The 17647-nt window shown below is 51.0% G+C and carries 8 protein-coding genes; 3 read left to right on the top strand and 5 right to left on the bottom strand.

The window, feature by feature from the left end; translation table 11 throughout:
• The first annotated feature begins 8 nt into the window (after nucleotides 1–8).
• Nucleotides 9–1703 (top strand): AAA family ATPase, encoded by a 1695-nt coding sequence (locus QNH46_RS23505; RefSeq protein ID WP_283926270.1) that lies wholly within the window; start codon nucleotides 9–11, stop codon nucleotides 1701–1703.
• Between the two features lie 183 nt (nucleotides 1704–1886).
• Here QNH46_RS23505 and QNH46_RS23500 read toward each other — a convergent pair whose 3' ends face one another.
• The 5 genes from QNH46_RS23500 to QNH46_RS23480 form a co-directional block, all read right to left on the bottom strand.
• Nucleotides 1887–3830 carry an FtsX-like permease family protein gene (locus QNH46_RS23500; protein WP_283926269.1) on the bottom strand — a complete coding sequence of 648 codons (1944 nt, stop codon included), beginning with the start codon at nucleotides 3828–3830 and terminating at the stop codon, nucleotides 1887–1889.
• Nucleotides 3820–4581: an ABC transporter ATP-binding protein gene (locus QNH46_RS23495; RefSeq protein WP_283926268.1), complete on the bottom strand. Its 762-nt coding sequence runs from the start codon at nucleotides 4579–4581 to the stop codon at nucleotides 3820–3822. The genes QNH46_RS23500 and QNH46_RS23495 overlap by 11 nt, the downstream gene beginning before the upstream one ends.
• Before the next feature lie 114 nt (nucleotides 4582–4695).
• Entirely contained in the window at nucleotides 4696–5700 is a 1005-nt protein-coding gene (locus QNH46_RS23490; RefSeq protein WP_283926267.1) for a sensor histidine kinase, read from the bottom strand.
• Complete coding sequence (locus tag QNH46_RS23485; RefSeq protein ID WP_283926266.1) at nucleotides 5693–6388, bottom strand: response regulator transcription factor; 696 nt, start codon at nucleotides 6386–6388, stop codon at nucleotides 5693–5695. The genes QNH46_RS23490 and QNH46_RS23485 overlap by 8 nt, the downstream gene beginning before the upstream one ends.
• A gap of 221 nt (nucleotides 6389–6609) precedes the next feature.
• Nucleotides 6610–7698, bottom strand: a complete 1089-nt coding sequence (locus QNH46_RS23480; RefSeq protein ID WP_283926265.1) for a stalk domain-containing protein — start codon at nucleotides 7696–7698, stop codon at nucleotides 6610–6612.
• Between the two features lie 316 nt (nucleotides 7699–8014).
• On the opposite strand from QNH46_RS23480, the gene QNH46_RS23475 reads away from it, so the two are divergent.
• Nucleotides 8015–10153: an S-layer homology domain-containing protein gene (locus QNH46_RS23475; protein ID WP_283926264.1), complete on the top strand. Its 2139-nt coding sequence runs from the start codon at nucleotides 8015–8017 to the stop codon at nucleotides 10151–10153.
• Nucleotides 10154–10194: 41 nt separating this feature from the next.
• Nucleotides 10195–17646, top strand: coding sequence for a polymorphic toxin-type HINT domain-containing protein (locus QNH46_RS23470; protein ID WP_283926263.1), 7452 nt, complete (start codon nucleotides 10195–10197; stop codon nucleotides 17644–17646).
• The last annotated feature ends 1 nt before the right edge of the window (nucleotide 17647 follow it).

The raw sequence follows: 17647 nt of genomic DNA, 5'->3' as shown, positions 1-17647 counted from the left end.
GAACGCCAATGACTGTACCCGTATCAGGAACGCCATCGAAAATCAGAACCTTGCTGGCCAATCTGCTAAAGGCAAGGTTCCCTTACCTATATATCCAGACCTGGGAGGAAGACCGCGCCATGTCAGTCATTCGCTCCATTGCGCAGGATATTGCGCTGATCAAGACGCCAAGGGAAGTGCTGGTTTGGCGCATGACGACGGGGATCGTGGATGTGAGCGGCCATTCCCGCGATGACACCAAGCAGCCTTTGAAGGCGCTGGAGTTTATTGAGAAATACGATAGTCCCTGCATTGTCGTGCTGCAGGATTTCCATATTTATTTTGGGGGTCAAGGGAGAGCAGCGGATTACCAGGTTATCCGGAAGCTGCGTGACATATTGATCCGCATTAAGCAGAACCCGAATCCGATCAATGTCATTTTTACATCGCCCTTTCTAGTCCTGCCGGAGGAACTGCAGAAGGATATCACTATCGTTGATTTTGAACTGCCGTCCTTTAGCGAAATCAAAACCGTGCTGGATGAAATGATTGCCATTAACGAGAATAGAGGGCGCATTCAAATCGAAGTTACGGCCGAGGAGCGGGAGCGCATCGCCAAAGCGGCGCTTGGCTTGACGCTATCCGAGGCCGAGAATGCATTTGCCCGTGCGATGGTGGAAGACGGCCAGCTGGACATCCGGGATGTCGAGGTTATTCTCGAAGAGAAGGAGCAAATTATCAAGAAGACGGGCATTTTGGAGTTTATCCGCAGCGAACTGAGGATGGAGGATGTCGGCGGCTTAGAAAACCTGAAGCGCTGGCTGACGAGACGGAATAAATCCTGGCTGGATTCAGCCAGCAAATATGGCCTGCCTTCTCCTAAAGGGGTGCTGATCACAGGCGTACCGGGCTGCGGAAAAAGCCTGATCAGTAAATCCATCAGCTCCATGTGGCAGCTGCCTCTGCTGCGGCTCGATATTGGAAAAATTTTTAGCGGCCTCGTAGGCAGCAGCGAAGAGAATATGCGCAAGGCGATCAAGACCGCCGAAGCGATCTCGCCTTGCATTTTGTGGATCGACGAGATCGAGAAGGGCTTCAGTGCGACCTCCAGCGGCGGCGACGGCGGGACATCCGCCCGTGTGTTTGCCCAGTTCCTGACCTGGATGCAGGAGAAGACAAGCCAGGTGTTCGTGGTAGCTACGGCCAATAACATTGCCGGATTGCCTCCGGAGCTTATGCGGAAAGGCCGTTTTGATGAAATTTTCTTTGTTGACCTGCCGACCAAGCGGGAGCGGAAAGAAATTCTGAAGGTTCATATGGGCAGACGCCTGACGCACCCGGAGGTCATTGGGGATTTCCAGTTAACGGACGAGGTGCTGGACGATTTGGCGGAAAAATGCGAGGGCTTCGTCGGAGCGGAGATCGAACAATTGGTCATTGATGCTTTGTTTGAAGCTTATGCGGTGGACCGTTCGATTCGATTGGAGGATTTCGAGCGGGCCATCGTAAACACGGTGCCGCTGTCGATTACCCAAGCCGAGCAAATCCGGGCAATCCGCGAATGGGCCAACGTGCGCGCAGTGACCGCAACGCCGAAGGAAGACTTGGAGGACTATGTGAAGGAAGAGGCTGTGCTGGACGGCAGCAATTCGGCTCCGGGCAGCCCGGATCAAGGGGACGATGACGTGCGTTATAAACGGGGCGGAAGAACCATCGATTTCTAGGCGCGCCAAAATACAAAGAACCGAGCAGAATGCTGTATCTGCTCGGTTTTTTAACATACTGCCGGAGTCATGGTATGGGGTGCAAAGTTTACGGGCCGCCTTTGAAGTCATATTACTACCCTTATAAGTAAATTCAAGGGAACATGACTTCAACAGCGGTTGGAACCCCATACCATGACCCTCCTATAAAGACTCCCGAATCACGCGTTTGTAATACAGCACCGACAGAATGGCGAAGATGGAGTAGAGCGCCGTATACAGCAGCATGACCAGAATCATCGGCGTCCACAGCTCGGTGCCGAACAGGAACCAGCCCGATTTGACGGCGAAGTAGCTGTGCAGCAGTCCCACCAGCAGCGGAATGCCGAAGTTGAACAATTGTTTGGCTTGAATCCCTTTTAACAAATCTCCCGGGGTGAAGCCGAGCTTTCTTAATATCGTGTAATTCGGCTTCTCTTCCTCGCTTTCGTCCATTTGCTTGAAGTACAGTATGCAGCCGGAGGTCATTAGGAAGGTGAGGCCCAGGAAGCCGACCACGAACATGATCAGTCCCATCGTCTGTTTCTGGTTGCGTATAAGGGCCAGCTGCGATTCATGGATGCTGTCCGGACCTAATTCTAATTTTTCAAATATCGCGTTAGCCTCGTTCAGCTTGGCAGCATCGGTAATATCGACTCCGATATACGTGGAGTATTTCTTCTGAATCTCAGGGTCGGCATCCAGCTTCAATCGCTCGAATACGGTTTGATCTACAACAGCTATCGGAAAGCCGCTTCTGAAATACCAGGACACAAAATGCTCACGCTCTAAAGTCCGAATCTGTTGCGGAATTACTTCCTGCTGCCCCATGAATTGAATCTCTCCGCTATTATGAATTGCAAAAAAGGTTTGCATCAAGTCACTATATCCCGTCAGAAGCGTCTCCCCTTCGGGCAGATCGAGCTCATTGACGGAGGTATCGCTAATGACTCCGATGATCATCACCTTTGCATCTGGCGCATCATTGTCAAAGCGGTTATCCATCACCTGGTTGAAGTCCACTCTTACCTGAATCACATCAATGAACGTTTCTTGGTAGGGGATGCCGCCGGAGGTCAAAGCCGCTTTGAACTTGTCCGCGTCGGCCTGAAGCGTAAAGGCGAAGTCGTTCGGCACGTCATTCTTCCCTGACCGTTCGGCGGAGTAGTAGGCAATGTAGCTGAGCGACAACAGGCCGATGGCCAGCGCCGATACCGTCGTAATAATGGTCAGCAGCAGAGCGTTGGACTTCATGCGGAACATGATCGAAGACAGCGACAGAACCTCGTTGATGTTCAGGTATCCATCTTTTTGCCTGCGAATCAGATAGAAGATGAATCGTACCGACCCCTTATAGAACAGGTACGTACCCACAATGACCGAGCCGAGGATGCCAACCATCGCCAGAAACAGCTGTGTCATTTCAATAAAGTCCCCGCTGAACAGCCGTGTTGAAATGTAATAACCAAGCGCGATCAACGCTAAGCCGAAGACGCCGAGAATCATTTCCCACACGGATACCTTCTTCACCTTCTCCTCCGTCGAAGACAGCACCCGGAAGAGGGACAGAATGCTCTGCCGCTTCATGAACACGTAATTCATCAGCATGATGAGCACATAAATCGCTAGAAATACGATAACGGTCTGAATAAAGGCCTGAGTAGAGAACCTTAGCGCTGCCCCGGACTCCACACCGGTAATTTTGAACAAAATCATAATAATCAGCTTGGAAAAAGAAAACCCCACGAACATCCCGACCAGCATCGAACCGAAATACAGAATGAAGTTCTCCGCCGTCAGAATGCGGAAGATCCGGTTCTTGGTCAATCCAATCAATTGGAATAGACCGATCTCTTTACTGCGCCGCTTGATGAACAGATTGTTGGCGTACAGCAGGAACACCGACACGATGACGACCAGCAGGACGGCTCCAGCCCTCATCGCTGCACCGCCCTTGATGCTTCCTTTGATCTCGTCCATGGCAGGGTCGTACTGCAGCGTAACGAAAGCGAAATAGAGCGCAACGCTGAAGATGAGGGCGAAGATGTACAGGTAGTAGTTTTTGGCGTTCTTCTTCAGGTTGCGGAGAATGATGTAATTAATGCTCAACCTGCACCCCTCCTAGCAACCCCTGCGTCTTCATAATGTCTTTGAAGAACGTCTGTCTCGTCTCTTCCCCTTTATTTAGCTGCGTATAAACCTGTCCATCCTTGATAAAAATCACCCGGCTGCAGTAGCTCGCAGCAACGGGATCATGGGTCACCATGACAATCGTTGCTTGGCGCTTCTCGTTCAGCTCGCTCAGCTTGTTCAGCAAATCGGAAGCGGACTTGGAATCCAGCGCCCCCGTTGGCTCATCCGCAAAAATAATGCTCGGCTCGTGAATGAACGCCCGGGCGGCCGAGGTGCGCTGCTTCTGCCCGCCGGAAATTTCGTTCGGATATTTATCCTTCAGCTCATAAATGCCCAGCTCGGTTGCGACGGTCTGAAACTTACGGTCTGCTTCTTTCTTGGATACTTTGGAAATCGACAATGGAAGCAGAATGTTCTCCTTCACTGTGAGCGAGTCCAGCAGGTTATATTCCTGAAAAATAAACCCCAAATGCCGCTTGCGGAATTCTGCCAGCTCTTTCTCCTTCATGCCCGTCATTTCCTGGCCTTCAATGAGCACGATGCCGCCGCTCACCTGATCGATGGAAGAGAGGACGTTCAGCAGCGTTGTTTTTCCGGAGCCGGACGCTCCCATGATGCTTACGAACTCCCCTTGCTCGATGCTCAGATCAATCCCTTTTAAGACTTCTTGCTTATTGTATTTATTGCCGTAGCTTTTATGGATTTTCGTAGCTTCCAGTATCGCCATTTCTCCACACTCCTATTATTCGGTAGCTCCATTATAAAAGGGATCGCCAGCCTCGTTCCTTCGTTTCGCCGAACAAATGAACAAGGCATGTGACAATGCTGTCACATGCCTGTGCTATTCGCCCTGAATTTGCACGAACGCATTCCGCTGCGGGAATATAAGCCTCATCGTCGTGCCAACTCCCGGCCTGGACTCGGCCTCGATGCGAATATGGAGCGCTTGGGCAGCCTTATTGGCTAAGTATAATCCCATCCCCGTCGCTTTATCCTCATGATGCTTGGTCGTGGAAGTGAAGCCCTTATCGAAAATGCGCGGGAGATCGCGCGGATCAATCCCGCGCCCGTGATCCTGCACTTCCAGCACAGTAAGGTCGCCGCGGGTGCGGCTTTTTACGGAAATGTCTCCGGCTTCGCTGTACTTCACGGCATTGGTCAGCAGCTGGCGGAGAATGAAGGCGAGCCACTTGGTATCGCTAAGTATTCGGGTCATCTCCAAATCCACGTCAAAACCGATGCCCTTCTGCATGCACCATGACCGCAGCGTGCGAATTTCTGTGAAGAGCAGAGCCTTCAAATCGATTTCCTCAACATACAGATCATTTTCCATGGACGGCATCCGCTTCTGGTGCAGCTGCTGGTCGAGCAGAAGATGGATGCGCAGCCATTCATAGGTCAGCTGCGTCTTCAGGGGCTCTTCCTCCAGCCGCTCGAGCATGAGGTGCATGGCGCTCAGCGGTGTCTTCACTTCATGTATCCATGACAAGAGATAATCCTTCTCCTCTTCGAGTGCCGTGCGGTTATACGCGGCCTCCTGCCTGAGCCGTTCCGTCTGCTGCAGGAGCAGGGTGCGGGTGGCCGTCTCGAAAGGGCGGCGCCCTTCCGCTAAGCCGGTTACGTCGAGGTGCGGCTCCCATTGCTCCAGGTTTTTATAGAAGCGGGTCTCTTGGTGATAACGGACGACCAGGAAAATAACGAAGATCATCGTCGATAGAAAAACGATGTAGAGCAGCGAACTCATCGGAATCTCCGAATCCAGGTAGGCCACGGATAAGGTAAGCAGCTGCAGGACGATGATGAGCAGAATCCAGCTGCGGCGTTCGAGCAGGAATTTTCTAATCACGGCCTTCACCTTCCTGGATGGCGATGTAGCCTTGCCCGACCTTCGTTTCGATCATGCGGCCTAAATCAAGCTCGTCCAGCTTCTTGCGCAGCCGGTTCACGTTAACCGTCAGCGTATTGTCGCTGATGAATCGCTCGTCATCCCAGAGGCTCTTGATCAGCTCCTCCCGGGTGACGATCTTGTTTTTCTGCTCGATGAGCAGCTTTAAGATGTAAATTTCATTTTTGGTCAACTCGACCGTGCCGGCGGCATTCGTCACCGTGTTCTGCTCATAATCGACCGTCGCTCCGCACCAGGTGCGCAGCGAGACTGCTTCGGTGTTGTAATCGTAGACGCGGCGCAGCGTGGCCTGGATCTTCGCCACAAGCACCTCGAAATGGAAGGGCTTCTGAATGAAATCATCCGCCCCCAGCTGCATGGACATGACCATATCCGTAGGATGGTCGCGTGAAGACAGGAAGATGATCGGCACATGGGAATGGGCGCGAATCATCCGGCACCAGTGAAAGCCGTCGAACTTCGGCAGCTGGATATCGATGAGGACGAGATCGGGTTTTACCGCGGCGAACTCCTGCATTACGCTGCTGAAATCCTCAATTCCATATACGTCATAGCTCCATTGCTGCAGCCGTTCCCGGATTTCGCTGAACAGGCTGGCATCATCTTCAATCAGCATAATTTTGAACATGGCGTCACCACCATCAGATAATCTATAATTGTTGCATTTTTCCTATTCCTCACTTCATCTTACATGAAATGCGGCAGTTGTAAAATCGCTTGCGGTCGTACAAGCTGTTAAGCTCGGTAGTTATCGAACCACAACAGCAGGCTTGCTAATGATTATAGTTGATGTGGTGATCTGAACGGATAAATAAAAGGAGCAGCTCCATAGGAGCTGCCCCTTTCCGCTTAAAACACCCTGCGAGCCGTTACGAATCGTTCCTTCCAATGGCCGTCGAACTCTCCGATATGTACGCCCAGCTTCTTCGAATACGTATGCAGAATCTGGTTGTTCCCTGCGTAGATTCCGACATGTCCAATGTCCAGACCGCGTGAGCCGAAGAACAGCAGGTCTCCGGAGCGCAATTCGTCCATTCCGACTTCATGGCCGACCGTCGCCTGGTTATAGGAGACCCGGGGAAGCTCAATGCCCAGCGTATCCTGGAAGACGCGCTTCACAAACGAAGAGCAGTCGAATGTATTTGTCTGGTCGGGCGAAGCCCCGAATTCATACGGCGTGCCCCAGTATTGTTTGCCATAAGCAATCAGCGCCTCCCCTTGCCGTTCAATGAGCGAAGGGCTCGTATAATCGGTATATTTCGACTTGGCCGAAATGTAGCCGCGTTTTTGATCTTCGGTGCGCACCTCCAGCCAGAGGGCATCAACCTCGCGAATGACATGGACCCTCTTACCAGTAGGAATCAGTTCTCCCATAGCGGAGCCTTCACTGGTGTCTGGCCGGCTGCGCAGATTCACGCCCCAGAGAACCGTTGTCTCATAGTTCACCGGAGAGGAAATATGGACCGTCCGGGTCTCCGGAGTCCATTTCACCGCGCTGCCGAGCGTTTCGCTGACGAAACGCAGCGGCACCAAGGTATAGCCGTCGGCAATCCGTCCGGGCACGGACAGATTCACCGGTTTGCCGTTGAGATCGGCGGTGGTTTCTCCTATACGGTAAGTGAGCGTCAGATCATCTTTGGTTGCGATAAGGGTCTTACTGGCACCGTTCCAGGTCAGCTCGGCGCCCTGCGCTTCGAACAGCCCGCGCATGGGGACGAGCACCGTGCCGTCCACAATCAGCGGCTTCGTTTCAGGCTCAAGCTGGCGGTCGTCCAGGAAAATGGCGATCGGTTTAGACTCCGTCTGAGCCTGGGATTGAACTTGATCCTGCGTCCCGATAGCCGTCCGCGCGGACGTACCCCCCTCTGCCTGCGCAGGAGCGGCATACAGCAGAGAAGCTGCAAGCACGAGCAGCAGCAGGTTTTTATTTTTTTCCATATGTCATCACCTTGTTGTTTGGTATGTTCATATCATTGGACGAGGACAAGCTGGATTAGTTGTGTTCCATATATTTGCGATTCCTTTAATGGAACTATTCCGGTCTGTTTATAAGACTAAAGTCCCTATTTCAAAAAATTCCTCCGAAATATAGTTATTTCTTCCGATATTAAAATAAGACAACGGTTACAAATTCAGGATGAAACCGCCGGTTCCCCAAACCTAATTGATTCGTAAGGACTAGGAATCGCGGGTATTCGGTTGCGTACCCTGTTTTTTGCTGTGTCGGAAAAGAAAGATGAGGGAGATTTGAGCGATGAGGAAAAGGAAGGCATTGGAGAGATGGGGAGTTATTCCTCTCCTAGCAATCGCTGTTGCTGCAGGAGGCGGAAGCATGCAATTGTCCTCGGGGGAAGCTCGGGCTCAGGGGATGGAGGCGCAGGGGACGTCGGCAGCGGTAGCAAAGACAACAGCCGTGTCTACGGCCATGATGTCGGCGTCAGGAGGGATTAGCCAATCTCACTATAGTGTCTCCGGCGGCCATGTTGTCTGGTTGAATACGGGGAGCAATGGGGAGCGGCAAATTTATGCCCGAAACGAAGCTACAGGAGAAGAAAAGGCATTGACGAGCCGCAATTCGCCTAAGGATGTTCCTCTAATCAAGGGAACAACCGTGGTATGGGCGGACAAAGGAACTCAGGATCTTTCGTCGGAATATTGGGATATTTACAGCTATGACCTGCTGACCGGGGTCGAGAAGAAGCTTAATAATAACAAAGGAAAGTATGCCAATCCATCGGTGGACGGGAGGGCGGCTGTTTGGTCGGAGCAGCGCCAGTATGAGCAGATGGTCTACCACGACCTGATCACCGGGGCCGAAACCTCGCTGGGGGAAGGGCGTTATCCGGTGCTCAGCAATGGGTTTGTCATTTATAAAAATGCCCGCGACGGAGGCTTAAGCACGCTGGAGCTGAGCAGCGGGGTTAGGCGCTCGCTTATTGATCTTGGCGGGGACAGCTATGTCGATTGGTTCGTAACGAACGGGGAATATGTGCTGTGGAAACAGAAGAACGGCTCGAAGGAAAGCAAATTCGCCATGGCGGCATTGAATAATACAACTGTCGTACCCCAGGATCTCACTACGATGAGCGCTAAGGCGGAGGAGTATGCCTTCATGTCCATCGGCGATACCCAGGCGGTATTCCTGGAGAACGAAGGCGGCCGCGCCGTACTAAAGGGAGTCGGATTATCCACGGGCCGGGTATATTCGATTGGCGAAGCTGACACAGGCAAGAAATACATAGGTTTATCAGGGGATCGTCTGGTTTACCGCTCTGCAGATGGAACGCTCGGATCGGTGAACTTGGCTGGCGGCGCTCCATCGGAAGGAGGTTCGGGTTCTTCCAGTTCATCGTCATCAGGATTGCCATCATCGGGAACAGCAGGAAATCCGTCCGGTTCGCAAGGACAGACGTTCAGCAAGTTTACGACAGGCGTCGATGGCGGAAGTTTCAGCACCACAGATGGCCGGGTTCGGCTGGATGTTGCTGCAGGAACCTTTGCCTCATCAACCGAGCTCAGCGTAGGCGAATTGGATGCATCCCAATTCACCTTGAAGGATAAGTCCGGCCGTGCGTTGGAGGCGGCAGGAGCAGCTTGGCGCATACAAGCCTCGGCTGACTTTGGCAAGGCATCCCAGCTTACCTTAGCTTTTGGGGAAGGCGATTATTGGTTGAAGCATCGCGAGAAGCTGGGCATTTATCAGTACGATGAGACACTTGGATACTGGTCCTATGTCGGCGGAGTGACGAACAGCGGCCATGCAGATGAACGGTATGTCCGCGCTTCGATTACATCCTCCGGAATATATGCTGTATTGCTGCGCAATGTGAGTTTTGGAGATGTTGCTGCGGAGCATTGGTCCTCCAGGTCGGTCGAGGTTCTGGCAGCACGGGGTATTGTTGATGGCATAAGCGCCGATACGTTTGCGCCTAGGGCGACCTTGACGCGGGCTCAGTTCAGCAAAATGCTGGCAGGTGCGGTTGGCATTCCGCCGGTATTCCCCGAACAGCCGACATTCCAGGATGTTCAGGCAGAGAAATGGAGCTATGGCTGGGTAGAGGCTGCGGCTGCGGCAGGTCTTGTTAAGGGAGAGCAGGGCCGCTTTAGACCGGATGATGCGCTCACTCGCGAAGAGATGATGGCGATGCTGGTTCGTGCTATCGAGGCCCGGCAGAAAGGCGGAATGCTGCTGCAAGCAAAGCAGGGAACACAGCTGTCGCAGTTTGCAGACCATGCGGAGGTAAGCGGATGGGCGAAGCCGCATGTCGAGAAGGCGCTGACGATGCAGCTCGTAAAAGGCAGCGGGAATCAATTGCATCCGCAGCAGATTTCAACGCGGGCAGAGGCCGCAGCGGTGATTTATCGTCTTATGGAGCAATTGCAGCTTTTGTGATGATTCTATTACGAATTGAATGAATGGAGAGATATAAGTAAATGAATTTCAAGGACTTATATAGACTGCGGGGCAAGGCGGCAAGAGCCGTCGTGTCCTGCCTGCTCGTCATGGTATTATTGGTTACCTCCATGCCTGTTTTTCCAGGAATGGAGGTAAGGAAGGCGCAAGCGTCGACCAACCTGCGTATTGAGCCAAGCGAGATTAATATAGACAAGGGAGAAAAGACGGTCATCAGCTTCAGCTTCAGTGCGGCGGATAACGGTCAGGCACAGCATGCCACGAAAATCAATTTAAGTACGCCGAGCATCAACGGCGGTCCTCCCGTGCTCGGGGAACTCATTGCCAGCGGCGTGTACCCTACAAAGAATGCCCAAGGCGAGTACATTGTTCACGAAGTGGAATGGGACGGAAAAATCGGCGGCGTACCTCTGCCAGAGGGACGGTATTACATTGCCGTCTCTCCTGCCGACTATGATGGCAGAGGCGTATACTACGGGCAAATAGGCAGTTTTGAGATCATCAACAACACTCAGCCCAAGCCCCCTGCCTCGATCACTGTCGAGGCGGGGCCTTCCGGCAGCACGACGGTGAAAGGCACGTCCGAGACGGGAAGTACCGTTAGTGTGGAGCTGCGCGATGCTTCGGGAAGCTTGCTGCGGAAGCATGAGAATATTACAGTGAACCGGCAGGGACAATGGAGTCAGGCGATCACTCTAAATGCCGGACAACGGGTGCAAATTGCTGCTCGGGCTCATCAGGGCGGATTGGCTTCGAGCTATTCCGAGCTGCAGGAAGCTATGCGTTATTCAGTGCCAGGATTTCCGGTGACTTGGAGAGCGTTTGCCGCCTATTACTATAAACTCGATTCAGAGGAAGCGGTAACCGCCAAAATCGGGGAGATAGCTGCTTGGAACGGGCTTCAGGCGGCCAATGCAGATGCCAGCATCAGCGGAGCATCCTCACTATTGCTAGTCAATCCGGCGGTCAGCCGGCCACTAGAACAGAGCGATCTGTCACAATTTACGAAGGAGGCCATTCGCAAAAGGCTGCGGATCGTCAATCCGTCTTGGAGCGATCAAATTGAGCCGGCTCGGGGAGATTTTGCCTATGCTACGGATGAGCTGACCTTGCAGGCGCTGCTGCCCCTGAGCTTTGGGTTGACTTATTTGAGCCGTGACCCTTATATGGGAGCCTTAGGTTTGGGGTGGCACCATTCTTATGAATGGCGTCTTACTTCGATAGAGGGCAAGAGGGAGTTAATGCTGCCTGATGGATCGCGCTTCGAGTTTGTCCCGCTGTCCGGCGGAGCATATTTGACGCCGCGCGGCACGGATCTGACCCTGCAGCAGAACGGCGCAGGTCATGTAATGCAGACACTGCAGGGGACAAGCTATCATTTCAATGCGGGCGGTCTGTTGACTTCAATTCAGGATATAAATGGGAATCGAATCGACCTGTCGTACCAGGAAGAGCAGCTGCAGCAAGTAAGCACGGCTGGCGTTTCCTTCTCGCTGGCGTATGATTCTAACGGCAAGCTGGTCTCTGTAACGGATCATACCGGACGCGAATTAGGGTTCGGTTATGATGCGGCAGGGAATATGGTTTCTTTTACCGATGTGGATGGAGCAGTCACTCAATTTACTTATGATGGCAGTCATCACGTTATTTCAGTAACCGACCCGGCGCAAACAGCGGTCATGAGCGTTACTTATGACGAGCATCAACGGGTAACGGGCTTGACGGATTACTATGGCTCTACAGAAACGGTGAACTATAGCGGCAAAGTGGCTCCCGTAGAGCGCGGAGAAGAGGAAGGTGAGGGGCCGACAGGGCCGGTTGCGATTGATCCTCAGAATGGACGCGACATTCCTGAATCGGATGAGGTGATTCTGTCAGGTACGATGCACAATTTAAGGAATGCGCCTCCCTACAAAATCGTGCCTGGACTTCAGCCTGTCATCACGGCGTATTTATCGGGTCTCTCGGCAGGTATTGCTGCGAAGATCGAAGCATTCAAGGCTTCAGCAGGGAGCGGCAGCGTATCGGATGTGGCAGCGATTAATCAGCAAATTGCTAGCAGCAGCGGCAGCGGCCCCGTCATCATCCGGGCAGGATATTTGAATGTCGAGGATAGCGTGACGTTTGGCAGCAGCGGTAAGCCGGTCATTTTGATCGCGGAAGGCATAAATACGAATAAGGAAATTACGGTCAGCATTTACGGCAATCTGATTTTAGAGCAGGGTCTGAACGCCAACACGAAGCTGAATTTGAACGCTCATAAAGTTGGCGGAGAGTACGGAAACGTATGGGCAAAGGGCACGATTCACTTAAACAACGACTCTGCAGTTAAAGTGGATGACACCCTCTATGCAGGCAACCTGACTTATAACAGCGGCCAGCTTACGGTGGATGCACAGACCTTAATTGTGGAAGGCAATTTATCGATAAATACGAAGGTCATCATGAATATTGCCAAGGAGATGACGCTCGGCGGAATTATCTCTAATAATCAGATCGCCGAGCTTACGATTGCAGGCGGGGACCTGTTCGTACGTGACAATGTCAATGTGAATAATCAACTGTCCGTTACCACAGGCGGCGTATTTGCGATTGGCGGCGATATGACTCCAAACCAGACGCCAGGCGTCCTGACGGGTGTCGGGAACGGGAAAACGATTCTGATCTATCCAGAGAATGTCGTTAACACCGCTTCAGGTGCAGGAACACTTACTACGGCTTCGGCAGTGAATTATTCTTTGGCCGCGGTGATGCCGGGAGTTTCGGCTACACTGCAAACATCAGGCGAGACGAAGCGGAAGGATGCGCTGAACCATGAGACGACTTATGTCTGGGGCGACCGATTCTTGCTGTCGGAATTGCAGCAGCCTGACGGTTCATTGTGGAAATACGATTATGATGACGCAAATCGGTTAGTGGCCGTTACGGACGGCAATGGATATCGCAGCAAAGCTGCTTATGACCAGCGAGGCAACAAAGTACAAACCATAGACGGCAGCGGAGCATCTACGGTAATTCGCTATAACAGCCTGAACCGTCCGGTAGAGGTGGTTGATGCGCTCGGTCATGCGACAGCATACAATTATGATGCCGTCGGTAATCTGATCGGAGGTAAGGATGCTCTGGGGCAAACCTGGACGACCTTAAGGGATAGCCGAGGTATACCTATACAAACGACGGATGAGCGAGGAGAAACGACTTATTTTACAAATGATTCGGCAGGATTTCTACAAGCGATTAAAGACCCTGCCGGTTATGTAATGGAACTATCGCGGGATTCTTTAAACCGGGTAACGGTTACCCGTGACAGTGAAGGCATGATCAGCGAGATTACTTACGATGCCAAGGGCCGGGTACAAGTCCAAGCGGATGCCTTGCGGCAGACGATGGAAATGGCTTTTGATGGTAATGGGAATATGCTGACCTTCAAGGATGAAGCCGGATCCCAGACGTCCTACGGGTATGATGTGTTCCGCATAACGTCCATGACGGATGCTCTCGGCAATCGTAGTGCCATGGCTTATGATGCCGTTGGCAATCTGGTGGAGGAGACCGACGCTAACGGCGGTGTTACCCGCTACAAGTATGATGGTATGGGACGGATCATCGAGTCTACCGATCCAGAGGGTAATAGTACAAGCTATACCTATGACGCTAACGGTAATCTTGTGGCTTATAAAGATGCATTAGGCAACACGACTCGGTATACGTATAATCATTTGGGTCAGATTTTAACGATGACGGATTCACTTGGATCCGTTACCCAGTATCGCTATAACGCGAATGGGCTGCTGACCAAAGAGACGAACGCACTCGGCAATAGCACCTGGTATGACTACGATAAGCTGGGCAGATTGATCATTCAGACCGATGCCTTAGGCTATAAGACCAAATACAGCTACGATGCCACCGGAAACCTTGTGACGACCACACTGCCGAATGGCACCAATTGGATTACGAAGTATGATGCGCGAGGTTATGAAGCTGGCACGATTGATACCTTGCTGCGCGAGACTTTCCTGGTCAGGGACGGCCGGGGACGGATGACGGAATATAAAGATGCGGCAGGAAGCATTACCAGATACCAATATGATGCGTTAGATCGAACAACGGTAGTTCAGAATGCGCTTGGGCATAGTACAAGCTATTCGTATAATGCACTTGGTCAAGTGGCAGAAATAGTGGATGCTAACCAGCAGTCAACGAAGTTTGACTATGACGCGTTAGGACAGTTAATTGGCGTAACTGATGCAGCTGGTAACACTACGTCCTATAACTATGATGCGATGGGTAATTTGCTTACAAAAACAAATGCGCTCGGTGCAGTAACGAGCTATCGTTATAATCAACGGGGTCTCGTTGAGAGTACAGTCAATCCGCTCATGGAAACAACGGCGATGACTTATGACGGAAATGGCAATCTTAAAACGGTTGTCGCTCCGGACGGGTCAACAACGAATTACAGTTATGACCGTGTTGAACGATTGATTGGGGTTGCTTATAGTGACGGACAGCAAGCGAGATATAGTTATGATTTGATCGGACGCCGTATAACGATGGAGGATGGGAACGGTCAAACCCGTTATAACTATGACGCCTTGAACCGTCTGACTGAAGTCATTGACCCGAGGGGCCAGAACATTCGCTATGAATGGACGGTGATGGGGCAGCGCAGTCGGATCATTTATCCAGACAACACATCAGTAAATTACACGTATGACCGAGCAGGCCAAATCAATAAGCTGATTGACGGACAGCAGCAGACGACTGAATATTACTACGATGCAGCTGGCCGGGTTATCAAGAAATCACTGCCTTATGGTGCAGAAAGCAACTATACCTATGATGCGATCGGACAATTGTTAGCAATTGAACATCGAAATGGAAATGGACAATTGCTGGAGCAACTGCAGTATGCTTACGATCCGGCAGGTAATGTTGTTCGCAAGGAACGGCAGGAGCAGGGCAGTGATGAAGATCGGCCGTTTGATTCTGCGAAGCCGGCGGATATCGAGGATTATACGTATGATGCCTTAAACCGCTTGATTCAAGTGCAGCAAATGAATGGCTCCACGACACAATATTCGTATGATGCGGCGGGTAATCGTCTGAAGAAGACACAGACGGTTCAAGGTGTGCCGGAAATCGAAAACTATACCTATGACCTGGCGAATAAGTTAATCCGTTGGGAAAAGGGGACGGACTACAGAGACTACACATATGATTTACGTGGTAACTTGCTGCAAGTCGAAGGCGTGGATCAGGCTGCCACCAGCCTGAGAATCGGTATTCGTTCACTGATGATGAATAAAGGTGTAGCGGATGATGTATACGGAAGTGCCGACTTAATGGTGCCGGATTTATTCGGAGATTCGGCGGGCGTGCTGGGTACGCCAGATACAGCTGTTACACGGGGGGCGCTGGCGCAGAATAATTTTGCTCCTTCATCCTTACCGGGTTTTGACTTTGACCCTCTAGCGAATATTGCACCTGATCAGGTGGCAGTTACAGATCAAGTATACGAACCGGACCTGGACTTGCAGAGAAATCTGTTTGGTGCTTCGGCAGCCGCTTTAGCTGGACCAAGGGTATTAGAGACGTATAGCTGGGATGCGGCTAATCGGCTGGTCAGTCATATCAATCCATCCGGGGATAAGACGGTATACCGCTACGACGGGGATAATAACCGAGTCTATATGGGAGTTACGATAGGCAGCGGCAATATTCAGGATAGTTACTTGTTAGGGCATCCAGCAGGACCGCGTATTGGCTGGGAACCACAATACAAGAAGCAGCAAAGTGAAATCTATTTCACGAATGACATTACAACTTCCTTGCCTCAGCCATTGTTGGCAACGGATGCTAGCGGTACGAAATGGAAGCAATCCTACGTATACGGGGCAGGAGAAGAGCGAATCAGCATGAGCTATCTGCCAAGCGCAGATACCAGCAACAATTGGGAGCCAACACCGGGAGCCAGCGGAGCCGCAGGCAACACGGCGTCAGAGACGTTGTTCTACCTGGACGATGCTTTGGGCAGTCCGCTTGCACTGTTGAACAGAGACGGACAGGTAGCTGCACGTTATCATTACGATGCATTTGGCATTCCTGTTCAGCCGGAGAAGTTCGACCTGAACTATCCTGGACCGGACAACCTGTTTGGCTATACGGGACTGGGCTATGATTTCAACAGCGGCCTTTCCTACGCTCGTGCGCGGTATTTCGATTCGGGGATTGGGCGGTTCGTGAGTCAGGATACGTATGAAGGGAATATTAGTGATCCGCAGACTTTGAATTTGTATGCTTATGTAGTGAATAATCCGTTGAGGTATGTTGATCCGAGTGGGTATATGCATGTCCATGGTGCTGGTGGCGGAGGCGGGGCCATTACCAAGGACATTACCAAGCTAACATTAGCCGAAGTAAATCAATTATATTCTGAACGTTGGAAATGGTTCGACGCTGAGGCCCAAGGTTTTTATATAGCTCAAAATTATTATTTGTTGTGGTACTACGGAACAGAGGCATACGACAGACTTGATGATTCATATTTAAGTCATACAACTTATGTAATTAATGAACTAAACTCACTACGCAAAAAGGGTACAGATTTATCTAAACTAACAGTAGCTGAAATAGATAAAATGAGTTTTGACGTTTCAAGTACAGGATTTAAAGCGGATATGGTCGTGGTGGGTGCATTTGGCCTATCAAGCTATACTAGTTTGACTAAAGGGGCTAAAGGAACTACAGGAACTAAGGGCAAAGCGGCTATTGGTTGCAACTGCTTTATAGCGGGTACGAAGGTCCTCACAGACGAAGGGGAGAAGAATATCGAAGACATTGAAGTCGGGGATAAGGTTCTTGCTAAGTCTGAGTTTGATGAAAACGGTGAGCTTGCATACAAGGAAGTAACAGCACTTTATACAAATTACCGTAATGATATAATTAAGCTATACATTGGTGACTTGCTTATTGAGACAACAGATAACCATCCATTCTGGGTTGAAGGTAGAGGATGGGTCTTCGCAGATGAACTAAAAGCAGGAGACAAGCTACAAAAGGCAGATGGTAGTAACTTAACTATTGATAGAGTAGAGTTTACCTTACTAGATGAGCCAGTGATGGTTTATAACTTTACGGTTGAGGATTTTCATACGTATTATGTTACTGATTTAGGGATTTGGGTTCATAATACGAATTGTTGGGGTAAGTTTAGTGCGGATGACTTGAAGAAATTAGGACAGGCTGACCAAAAAGACATTAAGAGAATTACTGGAAATGCTGATGATGCTTTTGGTTTCTTTAAAGAGCAGGTTAGTAGCTACAAAGAGGTTTCACCGGGAGTTTTTGTTGGGAAGGATGCAAATGGTGTTACTTTTACCTATCGTGCATCTTCTAAATCCGGACCTCCGACAATCGATGTAAACGGAATTAGTGGAGTTCGGAAAATCAAGTTTTTGGAGGATTGAT

Source organism: Paenibacillus woosongensis, assembly GCF_030122845.1.
Lineage (GTDB): Bacteria > Bacillota > Bacilli > Paenibacillales > Paenibacillaceae > Fontibacillus > Fontibacillus woosongensis_A.
The sequence above is the reverse complement of the archived record's forward strand: the minus strand, read 5'-3'. Positions and strand labels throughout refer to the sequence as shown.